Genomic DNA, 16,216 nt, shown 5'->3' on the forward strand with positions numbered 1-16,216 from the left:
AATTTTTTCATTTTTTCAAAAGTCGATACTTTTAAAATTCACTTCCATGCTACCATAGAATTATCAACTAAGTCAAAGGACATATCAATGAAAATAAAAATTATCTTATCTTTATGTTTATTTATCATTTTTTTACCCATAGTAGTCTTTGCTCAAACTCCATTTATTTATCCAGCACCTGATGGGATAATCACTTCACCTTTTGGTGATAGAGTACACCCTATAACTGGAAATACAAGATTTCATGCTGGTATAGATATCGGTTATGATTACGGAACGCCTATTCAATCAGCAGCAGATGGCATTATAAGATATTATGGTCCAGCAGATGGTTTTGGTAATGCTATTGTAGTATGGCATCCAAAGCTTAATATGGGAACTTTGTATGGAGATGTTGGATTAATTCAAGGACTGCATGAAGGACAAGAAGTATATCAAGGTGATGTAATAGGTATCATCTCTCCAGTTGGAGATAGTACAGGAGGACATTTACATTTTGAGGTACATCTAAATGATATAGATTTTCATGTAAATGGAGCTATTGTTACAGACCCATTACCTCTTTTAGAGGGTACTATGCCTGTAGAAGAATCATTTATTGGTAGTGATGCTCACTTTTTCAATTTCGATTGGTCAAAAATAGCAGATATTGCACTTCCAGTAAAAGATATTATAGATAAAATAGCAACTACATCTACTGAAGGAATACAAAATATAAAACCTTATATGCTAAATCTATTTATGGTTGTAGTCTTAATAGATATTACGCTTACCTTTTGTATCATCAGTATTTCAGATAATTATGTACTAAATGATGCTATTAAAGTTCTAATAAAAAAATTAATTTCTTATACATTTTTTTATTACTTAATTCAAAATTGGGGAAATATAGTAATTAATACAATAAAAAACTTCTTTGTAACTGTAGGCTCTAAAATAATTAATGTAGACCCTACAGTTGCTGGACAAAATGTTACAGACCCCACCCAAATAATACAAAAAGGACTACAGCTAACTGCTCCATTTTTTAATTATATTTCTACATTTCATTCTGCTTTTGCTATTTATACAAATCTTGCAGCAATAATCTTTGTATTTATCTTAGGTATAGCTATTGTTATCTTATTTTTCCTAATGGGCATCATGATTGCTAAAGCTTTCATTGAATTTTATATCATTTCTATCTTTGCTATTTTTGACTTAATTTACGGCACATTAAGACAAACAAAACATATGTCATTTGCTGGAAATAGCATAAATAGTTTAATTTCTTTAGGTTTTAATATGGCATGGTATATAGTTTTTGCCAGCTTAATCTCTGTTCAGTTAACAGCATTTAACTTTGGCGATATGATGACTACTTCTAATCGAGGAGCAGTAAATCTAGAAAATGCAGATGTTGAAGCAATAACTATCTTTATGTCAGCTATTAAAGATAAAGAGTCTACAAATGATTATTTTGTATATTCTGATGATGGCTATGGATACGGAGCATATCAAATAAACTTTGAAAATTGGAATGCTTGGGTAGAAGAAGCAAATTTACCTCCAGATTATAACTGGACACCACATACAGATACTATGCAACCTGCATGGAGTCCAGACAGACAAGATGCCGTGGCTAGATTTAAAATGCTTGAATACTTCAACAAATACGGTTCATGGCGTTCTGTAGCTGAAGCATGGCATGGTGGAGAAGGCAACATAGGCAGTGGTGATGCTTATGCTGATGATGTCTTTCGTCGAGCAGGACAAGTAGCACCAGCACCAACATTTGATGTAATAAAAGCCTTAGAAATATTTGCTTATATCTTAATCATGACGTTTGTTGGAGGAAAAGTATCTAAAGCTATAAAAAATACGTTTGGTTCATCAGGATTTAGATTTTAAAGAAAGGACAGTTGCTAGATGAAAATTATTCGTTTTTTACTAACAATATTAACCATATTATCACTAAGTATATCGATTGCTTTTGCAGGTATTCCTGGTATAACAGAACCATTTGACCCACCTAATTATTATTCCCCAACAAGTGTATCTATTCCAGATTCTGCTCCTAGCCCTTTTGCTCTAAAAGATTTAGCAGCTCAAGGATATAAAGTGCATGATGTAATTAATAGTAAAAAAGATATTATTTCTACAATAAAAACATATATAGATATGCTACAAAACATTACACTTTTTGATACCAAAAGCAATGATTTAAAACACTCTAATGATACTAACGAAGATATCCCTGTATTATTTAGCGATATACAAGATAGAATAAATTACACTGAAGATATAAATTTGCAAGATATAGATAATATGTTATATAACAGTTCAACCATTATAGCTAGTAATCCTTATAAGCAAAAAAATATCTCTCTTAAAGATAAATATAACTACCTAAATAAGATTTATGCTACAACACTTAGTTATGCTAAAAATGACTTAAATAGTTATGACGAAAGAAAACAAGCTCTATTAAAAACTATCCAATCCTTAAATAGTATTGAGACAACTATGCAGGCTCAAGAAAAAAATTCAGAAATTGACACTTTAAGATATATTGAAGAAAAATATCGTCAGCAGCTTGTTTATGAGCTAACAGTATTAAAAATAGCTAAGCTAAAAGATACTGAAGATAGTACTTTACGAGAAAAAATCACTACACAAAATATATTAAATATGCAAGTTGAAGATCCATATAATCCCTCAGATTACTATAAAGAAAATTATACAAAACCTAAAGCTATAGGATTTGTTGATTTTAAATAAGAAGGTATTAATAATGAAAAAAGTTTATACAAAAATAAAAAAACTTGAAACTAATAAACAGAATACATTAAGAGGTGATACTGCTTATAGATGTTATGAACAAATGTTTGAAGGAAAAGCTTTTTGGCAACAGCCATTTGATCCACAAAAAGACATGGATATTAGACTACCTTATGATTTAGGAACAGGTAGAAAATTCTATGGTTATAATCTAACACAATTACTGTCTTATAAAAAACCTGAAGATAAATTTATTCCACTTAGATATATCACCTATAAAGACGCTCAAAATAAAGGCTATTACATCAAAAAAGGTTCTAAATCTATAGCTTTAGAAAACTACTCTAAATATGATATGGGTTATGCAAAAGAACAATCACCTAATAATAAAACTTATACTAAATTTTATAAAAATAAAACAAATAATTGGCACACTTACGAAAATAATATATTTAGTGAACAAATGTTACAGGGAAAACATCAATTCTTTTATCCAGAAAATGAAATTGATGCTATAGAATATATCAAAAATATAGCCTATAACATGAATATGAAAATCATTGAAGATTCTCATAATAATATAGGTTTTTATTCTATAAAAAAAGATGAAATTCATATGCCTACAAAAGATAGATTTAACGACGAACGAGAATATTACAGCGAACTTTTACGTCATTTAGTAAAAGCTGCTACTAAACCAGGAAGAGTTAATCAAAAAGGCATGGAAGGATATGGGGTAGATTCTAAAAATATTAGATATATAAAAGATCGATTTAGGATTGAACTTTGTCGTATGCAAATTTGCTTAGGATTAAAATTGCCCTATAAACCTAGCATGACGCTTTTAGAAAATAAACAAATAGGAGCATTAATTGCTAAATTTCCTAATTATTTAGTATTTATGTCAAATGACGCTTATAGTTTAATGAAATACATAAATCAACAATCTATTTACAGAGCTAAAAACTTGGAAGAATTTATTGCTTATCATGTAAAACAAGGAAAACTCTCTGAAAAAGAGCTAAAGGATTTATGTATAGCTTATAAATTTAAAGAAATAAAAGATTTACCAGATATAAAGAAGAGACAAATTATAAATAATCACTTGAAAAATTTGAAAACGAACTCAATAAAAAGGTAGGTAATAATAATGGATGAAAAATTAAGAAAAATAGCTGAAAGTTTTAAAGAATTTAAAACATATGGTGGTTCAACTGATGATGATGTACTTACTGAAGAAGAAATAGAAGAAATTTTAAATGACGAACAAGAAATAGGTGAATAACAATGGCACTTCCAGAAAAGATTCAACAACAAAGAAATGAATTAGTACAACAAGTTATTAAAGATATACAATCTGGTAAACCATTCTTTTGGGATAGCGGTTATATTAGTAAACGACCTCGAAATCTTTTAAAATCTTTGCAAGGGAAAGACCAATATTATAATGGTATTAATAATATTAGATTAATTCTAGCTGCTAAACATTTTGGATTTGAAGATAGTCGATGGACTACCTTTAAACAAGCCCAAGAATTAGGTGCAAAAATACAAAAGGGTGCAAAAGGAATTCACATAGAATATTGGCAATATGCTAAACCTATTATGGAAATAAATCCTAATACTAAGAAAAAAGAACAAGTATATGTAATTGATGAAGAAACAGGTAAAAAAGTACCTGCCTATGTTAAATTAGATTATCCAATAGTAAAAAATTATGTAGTATTTAATGCTTCTCAGGTTGAAGGTATAGAAAAAGAAGAACTAAAAAATATAACTAAGTTAAGCCAAAATAAAAGTTTATCTAGATAATATTTAAAAATGAATTTATAGGAGCGAACACTATGAATGAACAAGATAATAACTGGGCTAGTTTATTAGCTTCTGAACCACCAGCAGAAGAATTAGCAGAAAATGTTTATAGTGAAAATTTATCTCAAGATAATAAACAAAAAGCTGTCAAAACTGCTGAAGTCAAAGAAAACATTCCACAAAATATTAATCAAGAAACAAATAATATTCAACCAAAACCTCAAAATATTGCCTTAAATACTAATAAACCTCTTACTGAAACAGAAGCCACCGAATTTGCCCAAAAACTAGAACAAATTATCTATTATAATCCTAATAGCAATGATTTAAACCCTATTGAAAATGCTTATTTTTCTCTATATCAAAAAGCCATAGCTATTTATAAGAATAATCTACAAAACATTGAATTTTCTCAAATAGATTACAAAATAGCTAAAACCTTATTAAATAAAGATTTTAATGAGGAAGACATATTTAAAGTTATAAAAGAAAATTCACCTACTAATTGGCAAGATGAGAAACTACAACAAATATGTATAAAGAAACAACAAGAAGCTCAAAAAGATGAAGCTTTTTTTGAAGAATATGCTCATCGTCTTGAAGCTATACAATATGTATTAATAGAAGATAAACCATATACTCCTGTAGAAAAAGCTTATCTTGAAACCTATCACGATATGATTGCTCATATCGATATTGAAAATACTCCATATAAAGATGCTATAAACAAAAATCTAGAAAAGAATATTATACAGACATTACTAGAAAAAAACTTTAAATCTGATGAAATATTCTCTGCTGTAGAAAAATATTCTCCATTACAACTAGAAACTGAAGAAATACAAAATATCTTAAATCCTAAGCAAGCAAAACAAGATATTGAAGAACAATTAGCAACTAAAAATTTAGCAACAGAATCTTTATACACCAAAGACGATATAAAAAATTCTATAAATGAAAATCAAGGCAACAATGAAGCAATACAAAAATCCATATTTATTAAAATACAAACGACTTATGATTCATTCATTCGTCTTAATCGCATCAGAAATTTCCCTGAATTTATGACAAAACTAAGTAATGATCCTAAATATTTATATCTAAAAGAAGCCAGTAAATTAAGACAATTACAGGTGCAAAATAGAATTTTATCCAATAGAGCAGAAATAGAATTATACCAAAAATCCAATAATGATTTAATCATAGCAAGTAGATTATTAGAAAAAGGTCATACGGATGAAGAAATAGCCTCTCTTATGGTTAAATATTCACCACTTAAGCCATCAACTGAGGAAATAAATCTAACACTTAAGAATGCTCACATATTATCTAATATGGAAAAATTAGCTCAAATGAAAGTTGAAGATGTCGCTATAAAAAATATTGCTGAAGAATATATCCTAACCTGCAAAAAAGTAATAGTAGATAATATGAACAACAATATTTTATGGAATAAAGATAGTGAAAGCAAAGTTATAAAAGAATTAATCAATAAGGGCTTTAAACAAGATAAAATAATTCCTGTAATCACTAAGTTTTCACCTGTAAAAATAAGTAATGAAGAAGCTAAAAATTTAGTCATGAATACTTTAGGACAAGGAAAAATAGAGTTATCTCTACAAGAATTTTTAAGTCAAAATCTTAAAAATAAACATACTTCAGAAGTAAAAATCATTGAAGATGCTCTAAAAAGAAATTTTCCTGAATTACAAAATAAAAAATCAATTACTAAGAAAAGAAACTTCATTCAAAATGAATTAAAGAAAATCAAAAAGCAAACACAAAAATTAACTAGATAGGATAAATTATTATGAACTGTATCACAGATGTCAAAGATAAAATATCTAAATTAATCATAAAAGCTTATCAACATGAATCATCAGATTTATTTATACGAGAAAATATGTATCCTTATATCAGAAATAATTTAGGAAAAATTGAAATGTTAGAGGATAACTTTATAAAAGATTCTCAAATGACATCTTTCTTAGAAAAAGTTCAACAACTCACTATAGATGATTTAGATAATGATTTAGATTTTTTTATTAATATAATTAATATTAATTGCAGATGTCATTTTTATAAAACTTTTAAAGGTATGGCTATAGCTATAAGATTACTTCCAGATAAAATTCCTTCATTAGATGTTTTAGGACTACCCGAATCTATTAAATTATTAACAGATATAAAATCAGGATTGATTATAGTATCTGGTCCAACTGGTTCTGGAAAATCCACTACTATTGCCTCAATTATAGATGCGATTAATCAAAAGTATAATTATCACATAATAACAATAGAAGATCCTATTGAATATACTTTTGAAGATAAAAAATCTATTATTTCTCAAATTCTTTTAGGTAAAAATATTACGAGTTTTGCTCAAGGTATAAAAGCTAGTATGCGTGAAAATCCCAATGTAATTATGATCGGAGAACTTAGAACACTTGAAGATATAAAGGTAGCTTTATTTGCCGCAGAATCTGGTCATTTAGTAATTACAACACTGCATGCAGACAATATTATTGATGCGTTAGATAGAGTAACAAACTATGAAGAAAAACTTAAACTAAAAAATTTACTGGCTAATACATTTCAAGCTATAATAGCACAAAAATTAATTACCACTAAAGAGCATAAAGTTCTTTGTTTAGAAATCCTATTACGCAATGACGCTACTATTAATTGTATAAAAAATGAAGATTATACAAGCCTTATAAACATTATGAAATCAACACCTGGAATGATGACAATGCAAGACCATTTTAATACGCTAAAAGAACAAGGTATTATATCTAAAGAAATTAAGTTATGAAAAAAATCTGTCCTGTTTGTCAAAAAATCTTTGAATCAAATTTTAGTTATCAAATATATTGTTGTGTCCATTGTCGAAAAGTACATTACAAAAAAATATATTATAATAAGCCAAAAAGAATTTCTAATCTAAAGGATAATGAGCCAATATTAAGACAATTTCATTGTGAAAAATGTCGTGTATTGGTAACAATTAAAAGTATAAAAGATAAACGAAAAAAGTTTTGTAGTCCACATTGTAAAAAACTTTATTGGAAACATCCCAAATCATCTACTCGTTAAGAAATATGATAAAAAGGAAAGCTTATATAAAGCTTTCCTTTTTTACTTAAAACAACATTGTATTCTAAATTGACATATTTCGTTTAAACGAATATAATTTAAATACTTTTTATATTTTATCTAATGAGGTATTAGAAAATGAATGGTTATATCACAGTACAAGAAGCTTCTGAAAAATGGGGCGTATCTCCACGTCAAATACAAATATTATGTAAAAATAATAGAATTCCTGGAGCTACTCGACTAAGTAGAATTTGGATTATTCCAAATAATATAGAAAAGCCTACTAAAAGCAAACGAAAGGTAAAGCTAAATGATAAATAACACCAGTAAAATTAAACTTCAAAAATTAGTTGAACAATTTCATAAAAATATAGATTTTTATAAAAATATACAAAAAGGATATAATGAACATTCTTGTCGTATAGAATTTATTGACCCTTTACTTAAAATTTTAGGTTGGGATGTAGCTAATGAAAATGGAGTTGCTCCTCAATATAGAGAAGTTATAGCTGAAAATTATTCTTCTCGTTCAGATCGTCCAGATTATACTATGACACTTAGAGGTGTTGCAAAGTTTTTTATTGAAGCTAAAAAACCTGCAATTGACATTACTAAGATTAATACACCTGCTATTCAAACAAGAAAATATGGTTGGAATGCAAAACATAAAATAGCAATTTTAACTAATTTTGAGTTTTTAGCAATATATGATACTTGTTATTTTCCACAAGAAAACGATAATTGTACGGTTGCACGGTATCGTCTTTATCATTACACTGAATATGTAGATAAATTAGAAGAAATCCATAATTTGATTTCTAAAGATGCTGTATATTCTGGTATGTTTGATCAATATACAGAGGAAAACATTCTAAAATCTAGTAATCAAACAAAACAAGTTGATGAATTATTTTTATCACAAATTAATAGTTGGCGTATTGCATTGAGTAATGAATTATATGCTAAAGGTGGGCGATATTCTTCATTAGAAGTTTTAAATGATGTTGTACAAGAATTTATTAATCAAATTGTTTTTCTTAGAATTTGTGAGGATAAAAATTTACCTTTGTATCATAAATTAAAAGAAACTATTACAGATAAAACTCAATTACAAGAAAGCTTAGAACAATTATTTAAAAATGCTGATCGAAGATATAATTCGGGAATATTTTCAGGAGAAGATATTATTTTTGATCTTTCTTGTGATATCATTGTAGATATAATTAAAGGATTATATTATCCTCAAAGTCCTTATCTTTTTAATATTATTGAGCCTCATTTATTAGGTAAAATTTATGAATTATTTTTAACAGAACAATTAGTTTTATTAGAAAATAAAACTATCGGTTTAAAACAAAAAAAAGAATGCCTTAATCGTTCTGTAGTAACAACTCCTACAGAAATTGTTAAATATATGATTGAAAAAACATTAAGTAAAGTTTGTGAAAATAAAACACCTAAAGAGTTATTAAAGCTTAAAATTGCTGATATTGCCTGTGGTTCAGGAGTGTTCCTTGAAGAAGCTTTTTCATATTTGCAAAATTATTGTATTCAATGGTATTTAAATAATGGACAACAAAATCATTTAGAGGAAATCGGTGTTAATTTGTATAAATTACCTTTAAAGGAAAAGAAAGCACTTTTATGTTCTTGTATTTATGGCATTGATATTGATATTCATGCAGTAGAAGTAGCAAAATTTTCGCTTCTTATTAAATTGATTGAAAATGAAACCACGCCTTCTGTTGAAGAGATTATTCCTATTTTACCAAATCTGAATACAAATATTTTTTTTGGAAATGCTTTGGTTAGTGAAAGAGAATTAAAAGGAATCACTGGAGTAGATAAACAAAGATTTGAACTTGTTCCATTTAATTGGGGAAAAATTAATAATGGAGAAGGTTTTGATGTAATAATTGGTAATCCTCCTTATGTTAGTACAGAGGAAATGCACGCTCTTCTTCCTACTAGTGAATTTGAAATTTATAAAAAAAAATATAAAACATCATATCAACAATTTGATAAATATTTTATTTTTATCGAACAGGCAATAAGAAAGATAAAATATTCAGGTTATATTTGCTACATTGTGCCAAACAAATTTTTTAAAATTAAAGCAGGAGAAAAGTTACGAGACTTAATTGCACAAGGTCAATATTTAATAAATCTAGATGACTTTGGTGATATACAATTATTTGAAGATAAAACGATCTATAGCTCTATTCTTCTTTTATCTAAAACTCCACAAAAAAATTTTTATTATACATGTGTAGATTCTGTTAATAAATTGTGGCTTGGTGAAAAGATTAATTCTGTAGAATTTGATTTTTCTATTTTAAATAAACTTCCCTGGAGACTTACAACTGATTTTAAATTTTTAACAATGCTTCAACATCTAGATCAGGTTTCTGTTCCAATTACAAAATATGTTGAAATTTTTAATGGAATTCAAACCAGTGCCGAACGACCTGTTCCTATCTATTGGTTTTCAACAAATGAAATTATAAAGGAAAATGATGTTACAGTTGAAATTTGTCGAAATGAAAAACACTATCAAATTGAACGGAAAATCCTACGTCCATATTTTAAGCCTACAAAAAAAATAGAAAAGGGATTAAACACATATAGTATTTTAACAACTGATAAACAGATTATTTTTCCTTATGACCAACAGGGGCAATTATTTGATATTGAGTATATGAAAACATATTTTCCAGGAACATTTGCATATTTAGAAGATTGTTACGACCGCTTGGTTCCAAAATGTGTATCTAATAAGGGTGTTAGAGATGTTCCACACGCTAATGCTAACACTTGGTATCAGTATGGAAGAACACAAGCGTTAACATCTTTTATTAATACACCTAAGTTGATTGTAGGGATATTGAGTAAAGAACCAATGTATATTTTAGATACTAATGATATTTTGATTGCCTCTGGTGGAACTGCTGGATATTGTGCAGTTTCTAAAAAGAAGAATAGTCCTTATGCTTTAGAATATATCCAAGCATGGTTATCAAATCCAATTACTGAAAAAATCCTAAAAATCATTGGAAGTGATTTTGAAAATGGTTTCACAGCAAGAGGCACTTTTACACTCTCAACTTTACCATTTGTAGAATTAGATTTTAGTAATAAAAAACAAAAAGAAATTCATGATAATGTAGTTGTTGCTAGTCGTAAAATTTATAGTATAAATGCAGAACTTAAGCATAATCCATCGAAACATGTTACTACAATATTACAAGATGAAAAGACTATTCTTATAAAAAAAATTCAAGACTTAATTGAAAGAGTTTATCGTCTTGAATTTTAGTGAGGTTAATTTAATGAAACTTAAAGAGAACAGTTCAAAACAAAAAATAAGAGGTGCATATTATACACCAAATAAATTAGCAAATGCTATGGTACAGTTTTTTGCATCTAAAAACATAAAAACAGTATTAGAACCTAGTTGTGGAGATGGTGTTTTTTTAGATAGTTTGAAAAATATTGGATTACTTAATAATATTAATGAACTCGAAGCAGTTGAAATCGAAACATCAGAAGCCATGAAAGTATCTGAAAAATATAAAGATATATCACAAGTAAAAGTGTTAAATCAAGATTTCTTTGATTTTTATAAAGAGAATTTAAATAAAAAAACTTATGATTTAATTATAGGAAATCCTCCTTATATTCGTTATCAGTACTTAAAGAAAAGTCAAAGAGATTGCCAAGCTCAGATATTAACTTCACATGGAATGAAATCTAATAAGTTAATTAATGTTTGGGTAGCATTTATGGTATCATGTGTACAATTACTATCAAAAAAGGGAAAAATTGCATTTGTAATTCCTGCTGAAATTCTACAAGTGGCTTATGCGGAAGATCTTCGCCTTTATTTAACAAATCATTTATCTAAGATTACACTCATCACATTCAAGCAACTTGTTTTTCCTAATATTGAGCAAGAAATCATTGTCTTTATAGGGGAAAAAGGAAATACTGAAAATGGTATCCGTATTATTGAAATGGATAACTTAAATGAATTTGATACTTTAAAATTAGATGCCAATGATTTTCAACCAGTGCAACACGTCAAAGAAAAATGGACAAAATACTTTATTAATAATCGTGAAATAAAACTAATTCAACAATTAAAATTAGATAATCGTTTTGCCAGATTTTCTGAATATGGACGTATTAATGTAGGAATTACAACAGGAAATAATAATTATTTTTCTATCACAGAAGAAACAACAAATCATTATAAACTAAAAAATGCAACATTACCTTTAATTGGACGTAGTTCTCATACACGTGGAATTTATTTTACTAAGGAGGATTGGAATTTAAATAAAACTACAGGTAAATCTGCTCGTTTAGTTTATTTTCCTAACATTCCATATGAGAACTATCCTCAAGAATACAAAAATTATATTTTAGCTGGTGAAAGTAATAATGAGCATAAAGGTTATAAATGCTCAATTCGTGATAGATGGTATATTGTTCCTTCTGTTTGGATTCCAGATGCTTTTTTTCTACGAAGAAGTAATCTTTATCCAAAATTTGTGCTAAATGCTTGTGATTCAGTGTCAACAGATACTATGCACAGAATAAAATTTAATGATGATGTAGAGCCAGAAAATGTTTTACTTTCTTATTATAATAGTATTTCTTTTGCATTTACTGAAATTTGTGGTAGAAGTTACGGCGGTGGTGTTCTTGAAATTCTTCCAGGCGAAATGAGTAATATCTTACTTCCTAAAATTGAATACATTAATCCTATATTTAGAAAAAAACTTCTAAAAGAGATCGATAATCTTATCAGAAATAACGATAATATTGAAAAAGTATTAGATTTAGTGGATAATAAAATTCTTGTGGAGTTATTAAATATTGATAAAGATATTTGTTGTACATGTAGAAATATTTGGAAAAAATTACAACAAAGAAGGCTAAGACGAAGCTAATAAAAATATTTAATAAAAAAGGAAAGCTTATAAAAAGCTTTCCTTTTTTATTAAACTTAATTCTTGGTTAGAATTAATATATTTTTCTTCTAATAATATCAATTTACTAGCAGCCATAACTAATAAATCAACATTTAAACGAAATTCATAATAATGTTCATCATATATTTTTATAACCAAAAGTAGAAGGAAGTATATTTCCTTTTGTAAATCGTGACACTGATTGACGAGTAACATTTAAATAATTTGCTAAATCTTGATTTGTCATATTTTTCGATTTTAATAAGTCTATTAAATTTTTTGCAAATATATTTTTTAACAAAAAAAACACCTCTTGATATTCATTACTTAGTAGAAGCTTTTGTTTTAATTTGATTGAAAGAAATAAATAGACTTACTTCATTAGCTAAGATTTCATTACAAAAAAGGTCTTTATACACAAAGTAAAAAAAACTTAATAATAGATTAACTAATAATAAACAAGCTATCAAATATATTTCATTGCTAATTAATACATTGCTATAAATCATAAAAAAGAATATAGCTATAAAAAGCATATAAAAAAACAGAAAGATTCTTCTATTTATAAAATATTTGGAAATAGCATCGTATCTTTTCAAATTATTATTATCTTCTTTAGAGATAAATTTTATAATTTCATTTTCACCACCAGTGCTTCGATTACTATAGAAAATTTGACAATTAGTGTTTATTATAGCTAATGTATATTGCGCTATTTTATTATTTATTTTTGTAGGAACATATACTAACATAAAATCTTTTTGTATACAAAACTCTGAATAAAAGTTAAAGCTGTGTTTTACTAATTCTTCCCGTATGTCGTTAAGACTTTCAGGATATGTTTTAATACCATCAACAATATGACAATTAGCATAATAATCTAATGAAGTATCAATCATTCTAAGCATATATGAAGCTTTATTTTTAAACCTACGTTCTTTAGTATATCTATATAAATTAACACCTATCAAAATAACCATTATTGTCATAAATAAAGCTAAATATAGTCCTATTTCTGCCATTTCATTCATAATACAAAACTCCTTTTCAAAATTAATAAACTAAGCTTAAGAAAATTCTTTTAATATAGCATTACTTCTTTTGGCTCGTTTATCTACAATATTTAAATGTTTATAATCTAAGACTTCATCAGTTTGCTCATCTATTTTAGCAACTAAAGGAATTGCTCCTTCAACACCATTAAATGCTTGAGCTAACAGTTTAATCGTATCAGAACTACTTATACTACCACCAGAAATATTAGCTACAGAAGTAGTCCCTGTCTGTAATTTAATGGAATATTTGAAGTTTGTATTTTTATCTAAACGAACTTGATTATTAACACCAACGGATAAATTTTTTAATTCTTTAAGCTCTATTTTTAAGGATGAAATTTGACCTCTTAAGCTATCGCACTGATATTTTATAGGACTATTCTTAGTTAAAATACCCTCGATAATACTATTAATTTTTTCTTGCTGTTCTGGAGCATTGATAAAAACTTCAAGCTCATTAAACTTAGTAAAAACATCTTGCTCTTTAACATTTAGTTCGTGATATTTTGTTATATATGGTTGAAGTTGTTGTTTAACTTGGTTTAATGAATAACTATCATCAAATTTTTGAACATATTCTAACTGATTGATTAATGGTTTGGCTTCTTGTTCCAAATTAATTTTTTCTTTAGCAACAAGTCGCTTTGCTTCTTTAAGTTCTTTATATTTATGATTAGTGGCAACATTATATGCCATTTCCCTTGCTCGTTGTGGTGAAATAACTCTTGCTGATAAAGATTTATATTCTTGTTGCTTTATTGTAATATTATTTTTTACATTATCAATTAGATTATCTATGATGACTTTTACATCTTTAGCAGAATAAGCTTCTGGTAAATTTTTAACATTAGCTACGATAAATTTTCTAAGTTGAACAGTTTTATTATTAAGCTGTGTTTGTAATAGTTCTAATTGTTCTTTAGCTGGAGCATTTTCTTTTAATAAATGATTAACTTTTTTAGTAACTTGAGCTTTCCAATAAGGCTGAGTAAATTTTTTATTTGCAGGACGAAGTTGAACTTTTAAATTACTAATAGCTTTATTAGCTTTTTCTAATTCAATATTTAATTCTTGTTTAGCTGCAATATTATCTGTACTAGCTATTTTATTTTGTAACTCCATTGATTTTTGACTAAAGTTAAATAATTTATTAGTTAAAGCTTTTTCATCTTTAGTCATTAATTCATATTTAGCTAATTCTTTAGCCATATCATAAGTTAATACATCTTTACTTTTTATATGAACTTGTTCTATTAAAAATAAAATATCATTTTTGATGCTGGAAAATTGGACGAAGTTAAATGGATCAATGTTTATTTTTTCATTAATAACTTTATCAGCATCAAGTATACTCTTGTTTATTTGATTTATAAAAGTATAATCTTTTATCTGTTTTTCCACTTCTTCAGCTGCTAAAAGAAGTTGTTCATGTATAGAATTAAGTCTTCTACATTGCAAAAGATTTCTTACCTTAGGATTATTTTTATCATAAGAAGCAACTGTTCCTATATATTTTTCTGCTGGTCTATTTAAAATTTCAGCTTTTACATAATCGCCATTGCGTAAAGCTTCTTCACGTTGCATTTTTAAACTTTTGTAGTCGATAGTCTTATCTATGCCATATTTTCTAAAGATAGCATTAGTTACATCACAATAATATTTTCTAAAATGAGTTAAATTTTTTCCAAAGCTATCTTTAGAAAAATATCTATCTACTTTGGCTCCACCTTTATTTGTATTCACACGACAATAAGTTTTAAAAAATTGTTCTGGTGGTCGTTCATTACTTTTTTCAATTTCATCAATAATTTTGTCAGAAACCATGATATGACAATGAATTTGTTGTTTACCATCATCTAAAGCTGCTTGTTTATCATGAACGGCTACAGTATAATATTTATCTTGAAAATATTCATAGTTATTTAGTATAGTATTTACAATTTCTATATTTTGTTCCAAAGTAAGTTCTTCTTGCAACGCCAATTCAAACTCACGATAGGATAAACCATTTGCACGTCCATATAAATCAGAAGCTTCAAAAAAGTTAGAAGCACTGCCATTTGCCCATTTAGGAAGTTTATTAGCTTTATATACACATCTACCATGTCGTTTAATAAAATTTTCTTTAGAAAAATCATTTTGACGATTAATATATTCTGCATGAGATGCTGCTATTTTTTGTTTATTATCAAAATTTTTATAGTCGCCTTCACGATTAATATAATCGGCATGCTTTTTTCCAGGAATAATTTTTCCTTTTCCAGATTTTGGTGTCTTAATAGAGCAATGATAAAAAGCCACGAATAAAACCTCCTTTCTAATAACTTTAGTTCAATGAGCTTGCGAATGGCAAAATTAGTTGTTAATAAAATTTTAGGTCCATTTATGAAATAAATGGTAAAGTGAACATTCTTCAAAATCTTAGTTTTATTGTACCATTATTTGTTATTCTTGTGTTATTGCGTTTCATTGCGTTCTATTGCGTTTCATTGCGTTTGTATTTACGTATTCTAT

At 27.2% G+C, this 16,216-nt stretch carries 13 protein-coding genes; 10 read left to right on the forward strand and 3 right to left on the reverse strand.

From position 1 onward, the window contains the following. Nucleotides 1-87: 87 nt before the first annotated feature. The 10 genes from GXM21_RS08070 to GXM21_RS08110 all read left to right on the forward strand — a co-directional run bounded on the left by GXM21_RS08070 (nt 88) and on the right by GXM21_RS08110 (nt 12,626). Nucleotides 88-1,890: a peptidoglycan DD-metalloendopeptidase family protein gene (locus GXM21_RS08070; RefSeq protein WP_008537496.1), complete on the forward strand. Its 1,803-nt coding sequence runs from the start codon at nt 88-90 to the stop codon at nt 1,888-1,890. An 18-nt stretch (nt 1,891-1,908) separates the two neighbouring features. Further along, nucleotides 1,909-2,760, forward strand: coding sequence for a hypothetical protein (locus GXM21_RS08075; RefSeq protein WP_008537495.1), 852 nt, complete (start codon nt 1,909-1,911; stop codon nt 2,758-2,760). A gap of 13 nt (nt 2,761-2,773) precedes the next feature. Continuing rightward, entirely contained in the window at nt 2,774-3,901 is a 1,128-nt protein-coding gene (locus GXM21_RS08080; protein ID WP_008537494.1) for an ArdC-like ssDNA-binding domain-containing protein, read from the forward strand. A 9-nt stretch (nt 3,902-3,910) separates the two neighbouring features. Beyond that, a complete protein-coding gene (locus GXM21_RS13140) occupies nt 3,911-4,045 on the forward strand; it encodes a hypothetical protein (RefSeq protein WP_008537493.1) in 135 nt (44 codons plus the stop codon). A 2-nt stretch (nt 4,046-4,047) separates the two neighbouring features. Continuing rightward, on the forward strand, nt 4,048-4,572 hold the full coding sequence (locus tag GXM21_RS08085; protein WP_008537492.1) for an ArdC-like ssDNA-binding domain-containing protein: 525 nt from the start codon (nt 4,048-4,050) through the stop codon (nt 4,570-4,572). Between the two features lie 32 nt (nt 4,573-4,604). Further along, nucleotides 4,605-6,371, forward strand: coding sequence for a hypothetical protein (locus GXM21_RS08090; protein ID WP_008537491.1), 1,767 nt, complete (start codon nt 4,605-4,607; stop codon nt 6,369-6,371). 11 nt (nt 6,372-6,382) lie between these two features. Then, nucleotides 6,383-7,387 (forward strand): type IV pilus twitching motility protein PilT, encoded by a 1,005-nt coding sequence (locus GXM21_RS08095; RefSeq protein ID WP_008537490.1) that lies wholly within the window; start codon nt 6,383-6,385, stop codon nt 7,385-7,387. Between the two features lie 419 nt (nt 7,388-7,806). After that, nucleotides 7,807-7,992: a helix-turn-helix domain-containing protein gene (locus tag GXM21_RS08100; RefSeq protein WP_008537489.1), complete on the forward strand. Its 186-nt coding sequence runs from the start codon at nt 7,807-7,809 to the stop codon at nt 7,990-7,992. Further along, a complete protein-coding gene (locus tag GXM21_RS08105) occupies nt 7,982-10,987 on the forward strand; it encodes an Eco57I restriction-modification methylase domain-containing protein (protein WP_008537488.1) in 3,006 nt (1,001 codons plus the stop codon). Before GXM21_RS08100 ends, GXM21_RS08105 begins: the two co-directional genes overlap by 11 nt. Nucleotides 10,988-11,000: 13 nt before the next feature. Beyond that, nucleotides 11,001-12,626: an Eco57I restriction-modification methylase domain-containing protein gene (locus GXM21_RS08110; protein WP_008537487.1), complete on the forward strand. Its 1,626-nt coding sequence runs from the start codon at nt 11,001-11,003 to the stop codon at nt 12,624-12,626. Nucleotides 12,627-12,786: 160 nt separating this feature from the next. On the opposite strand, the gene GXM21_RS13245 is transcribed toward GXM21_RS08110, so the two are convergent. The 3 genes from GXM21_RS13245 to GXM21_RS08125 all read right to left on the reverse strand — a co-directional run bounded on the left by GXM21_RS13245 (nt 12,787) and on the right by GXM21_RS08125 (nt 16,003). Beyond that, nucleotides 12,787-12,894, reverse strand: a complete 108-nt coding sequence (locus tag GXM21_RS13245; RefSeq protein ID WP_421648074.1) for a helix-turn-helix domain-containing protein — start codon at nt 12,892-12,894, stop codon at nt 12,787-12,789. A 76-nt stretch (nt 12,895-12,970) separates the two neighbouring features. Continuing rightward, a complete protein-coding gene (locus GXM21_RS08120) occupies nt 12,971-13,678 on the reverse strand; it encodes a hypothetical protein (protein ID WP_008537485.1) in 708 nt (235 codons plus the stop codon). Nucleotides 13,679-13,714: 36 nt separating this feature from the next. Next, nucleotides 13,715-16,003: a MobA/MobL family protein gene (locus GXM21_RS08125; protein ID WP_008537483.1), complete on the reverse strand. Its 2,289-nt coding sequence runs from the start codon at nt 16,001-16,003 to the stop codon at nt 13,715-13,717. Nucleotides 16,004-16,216: the final 213 nt, after the last annotated feature.

The sequence above is a fragment of the Megamonas funiformis genome, from assembly GCF_010669225.1.
In the GTDB taxonomy this organism is placed as follows: Bacteria; Bacillota; Negativicutes; order Selenomonadales; family Selenomonadaceae; genus Megamonas; species Megamonas funiformis.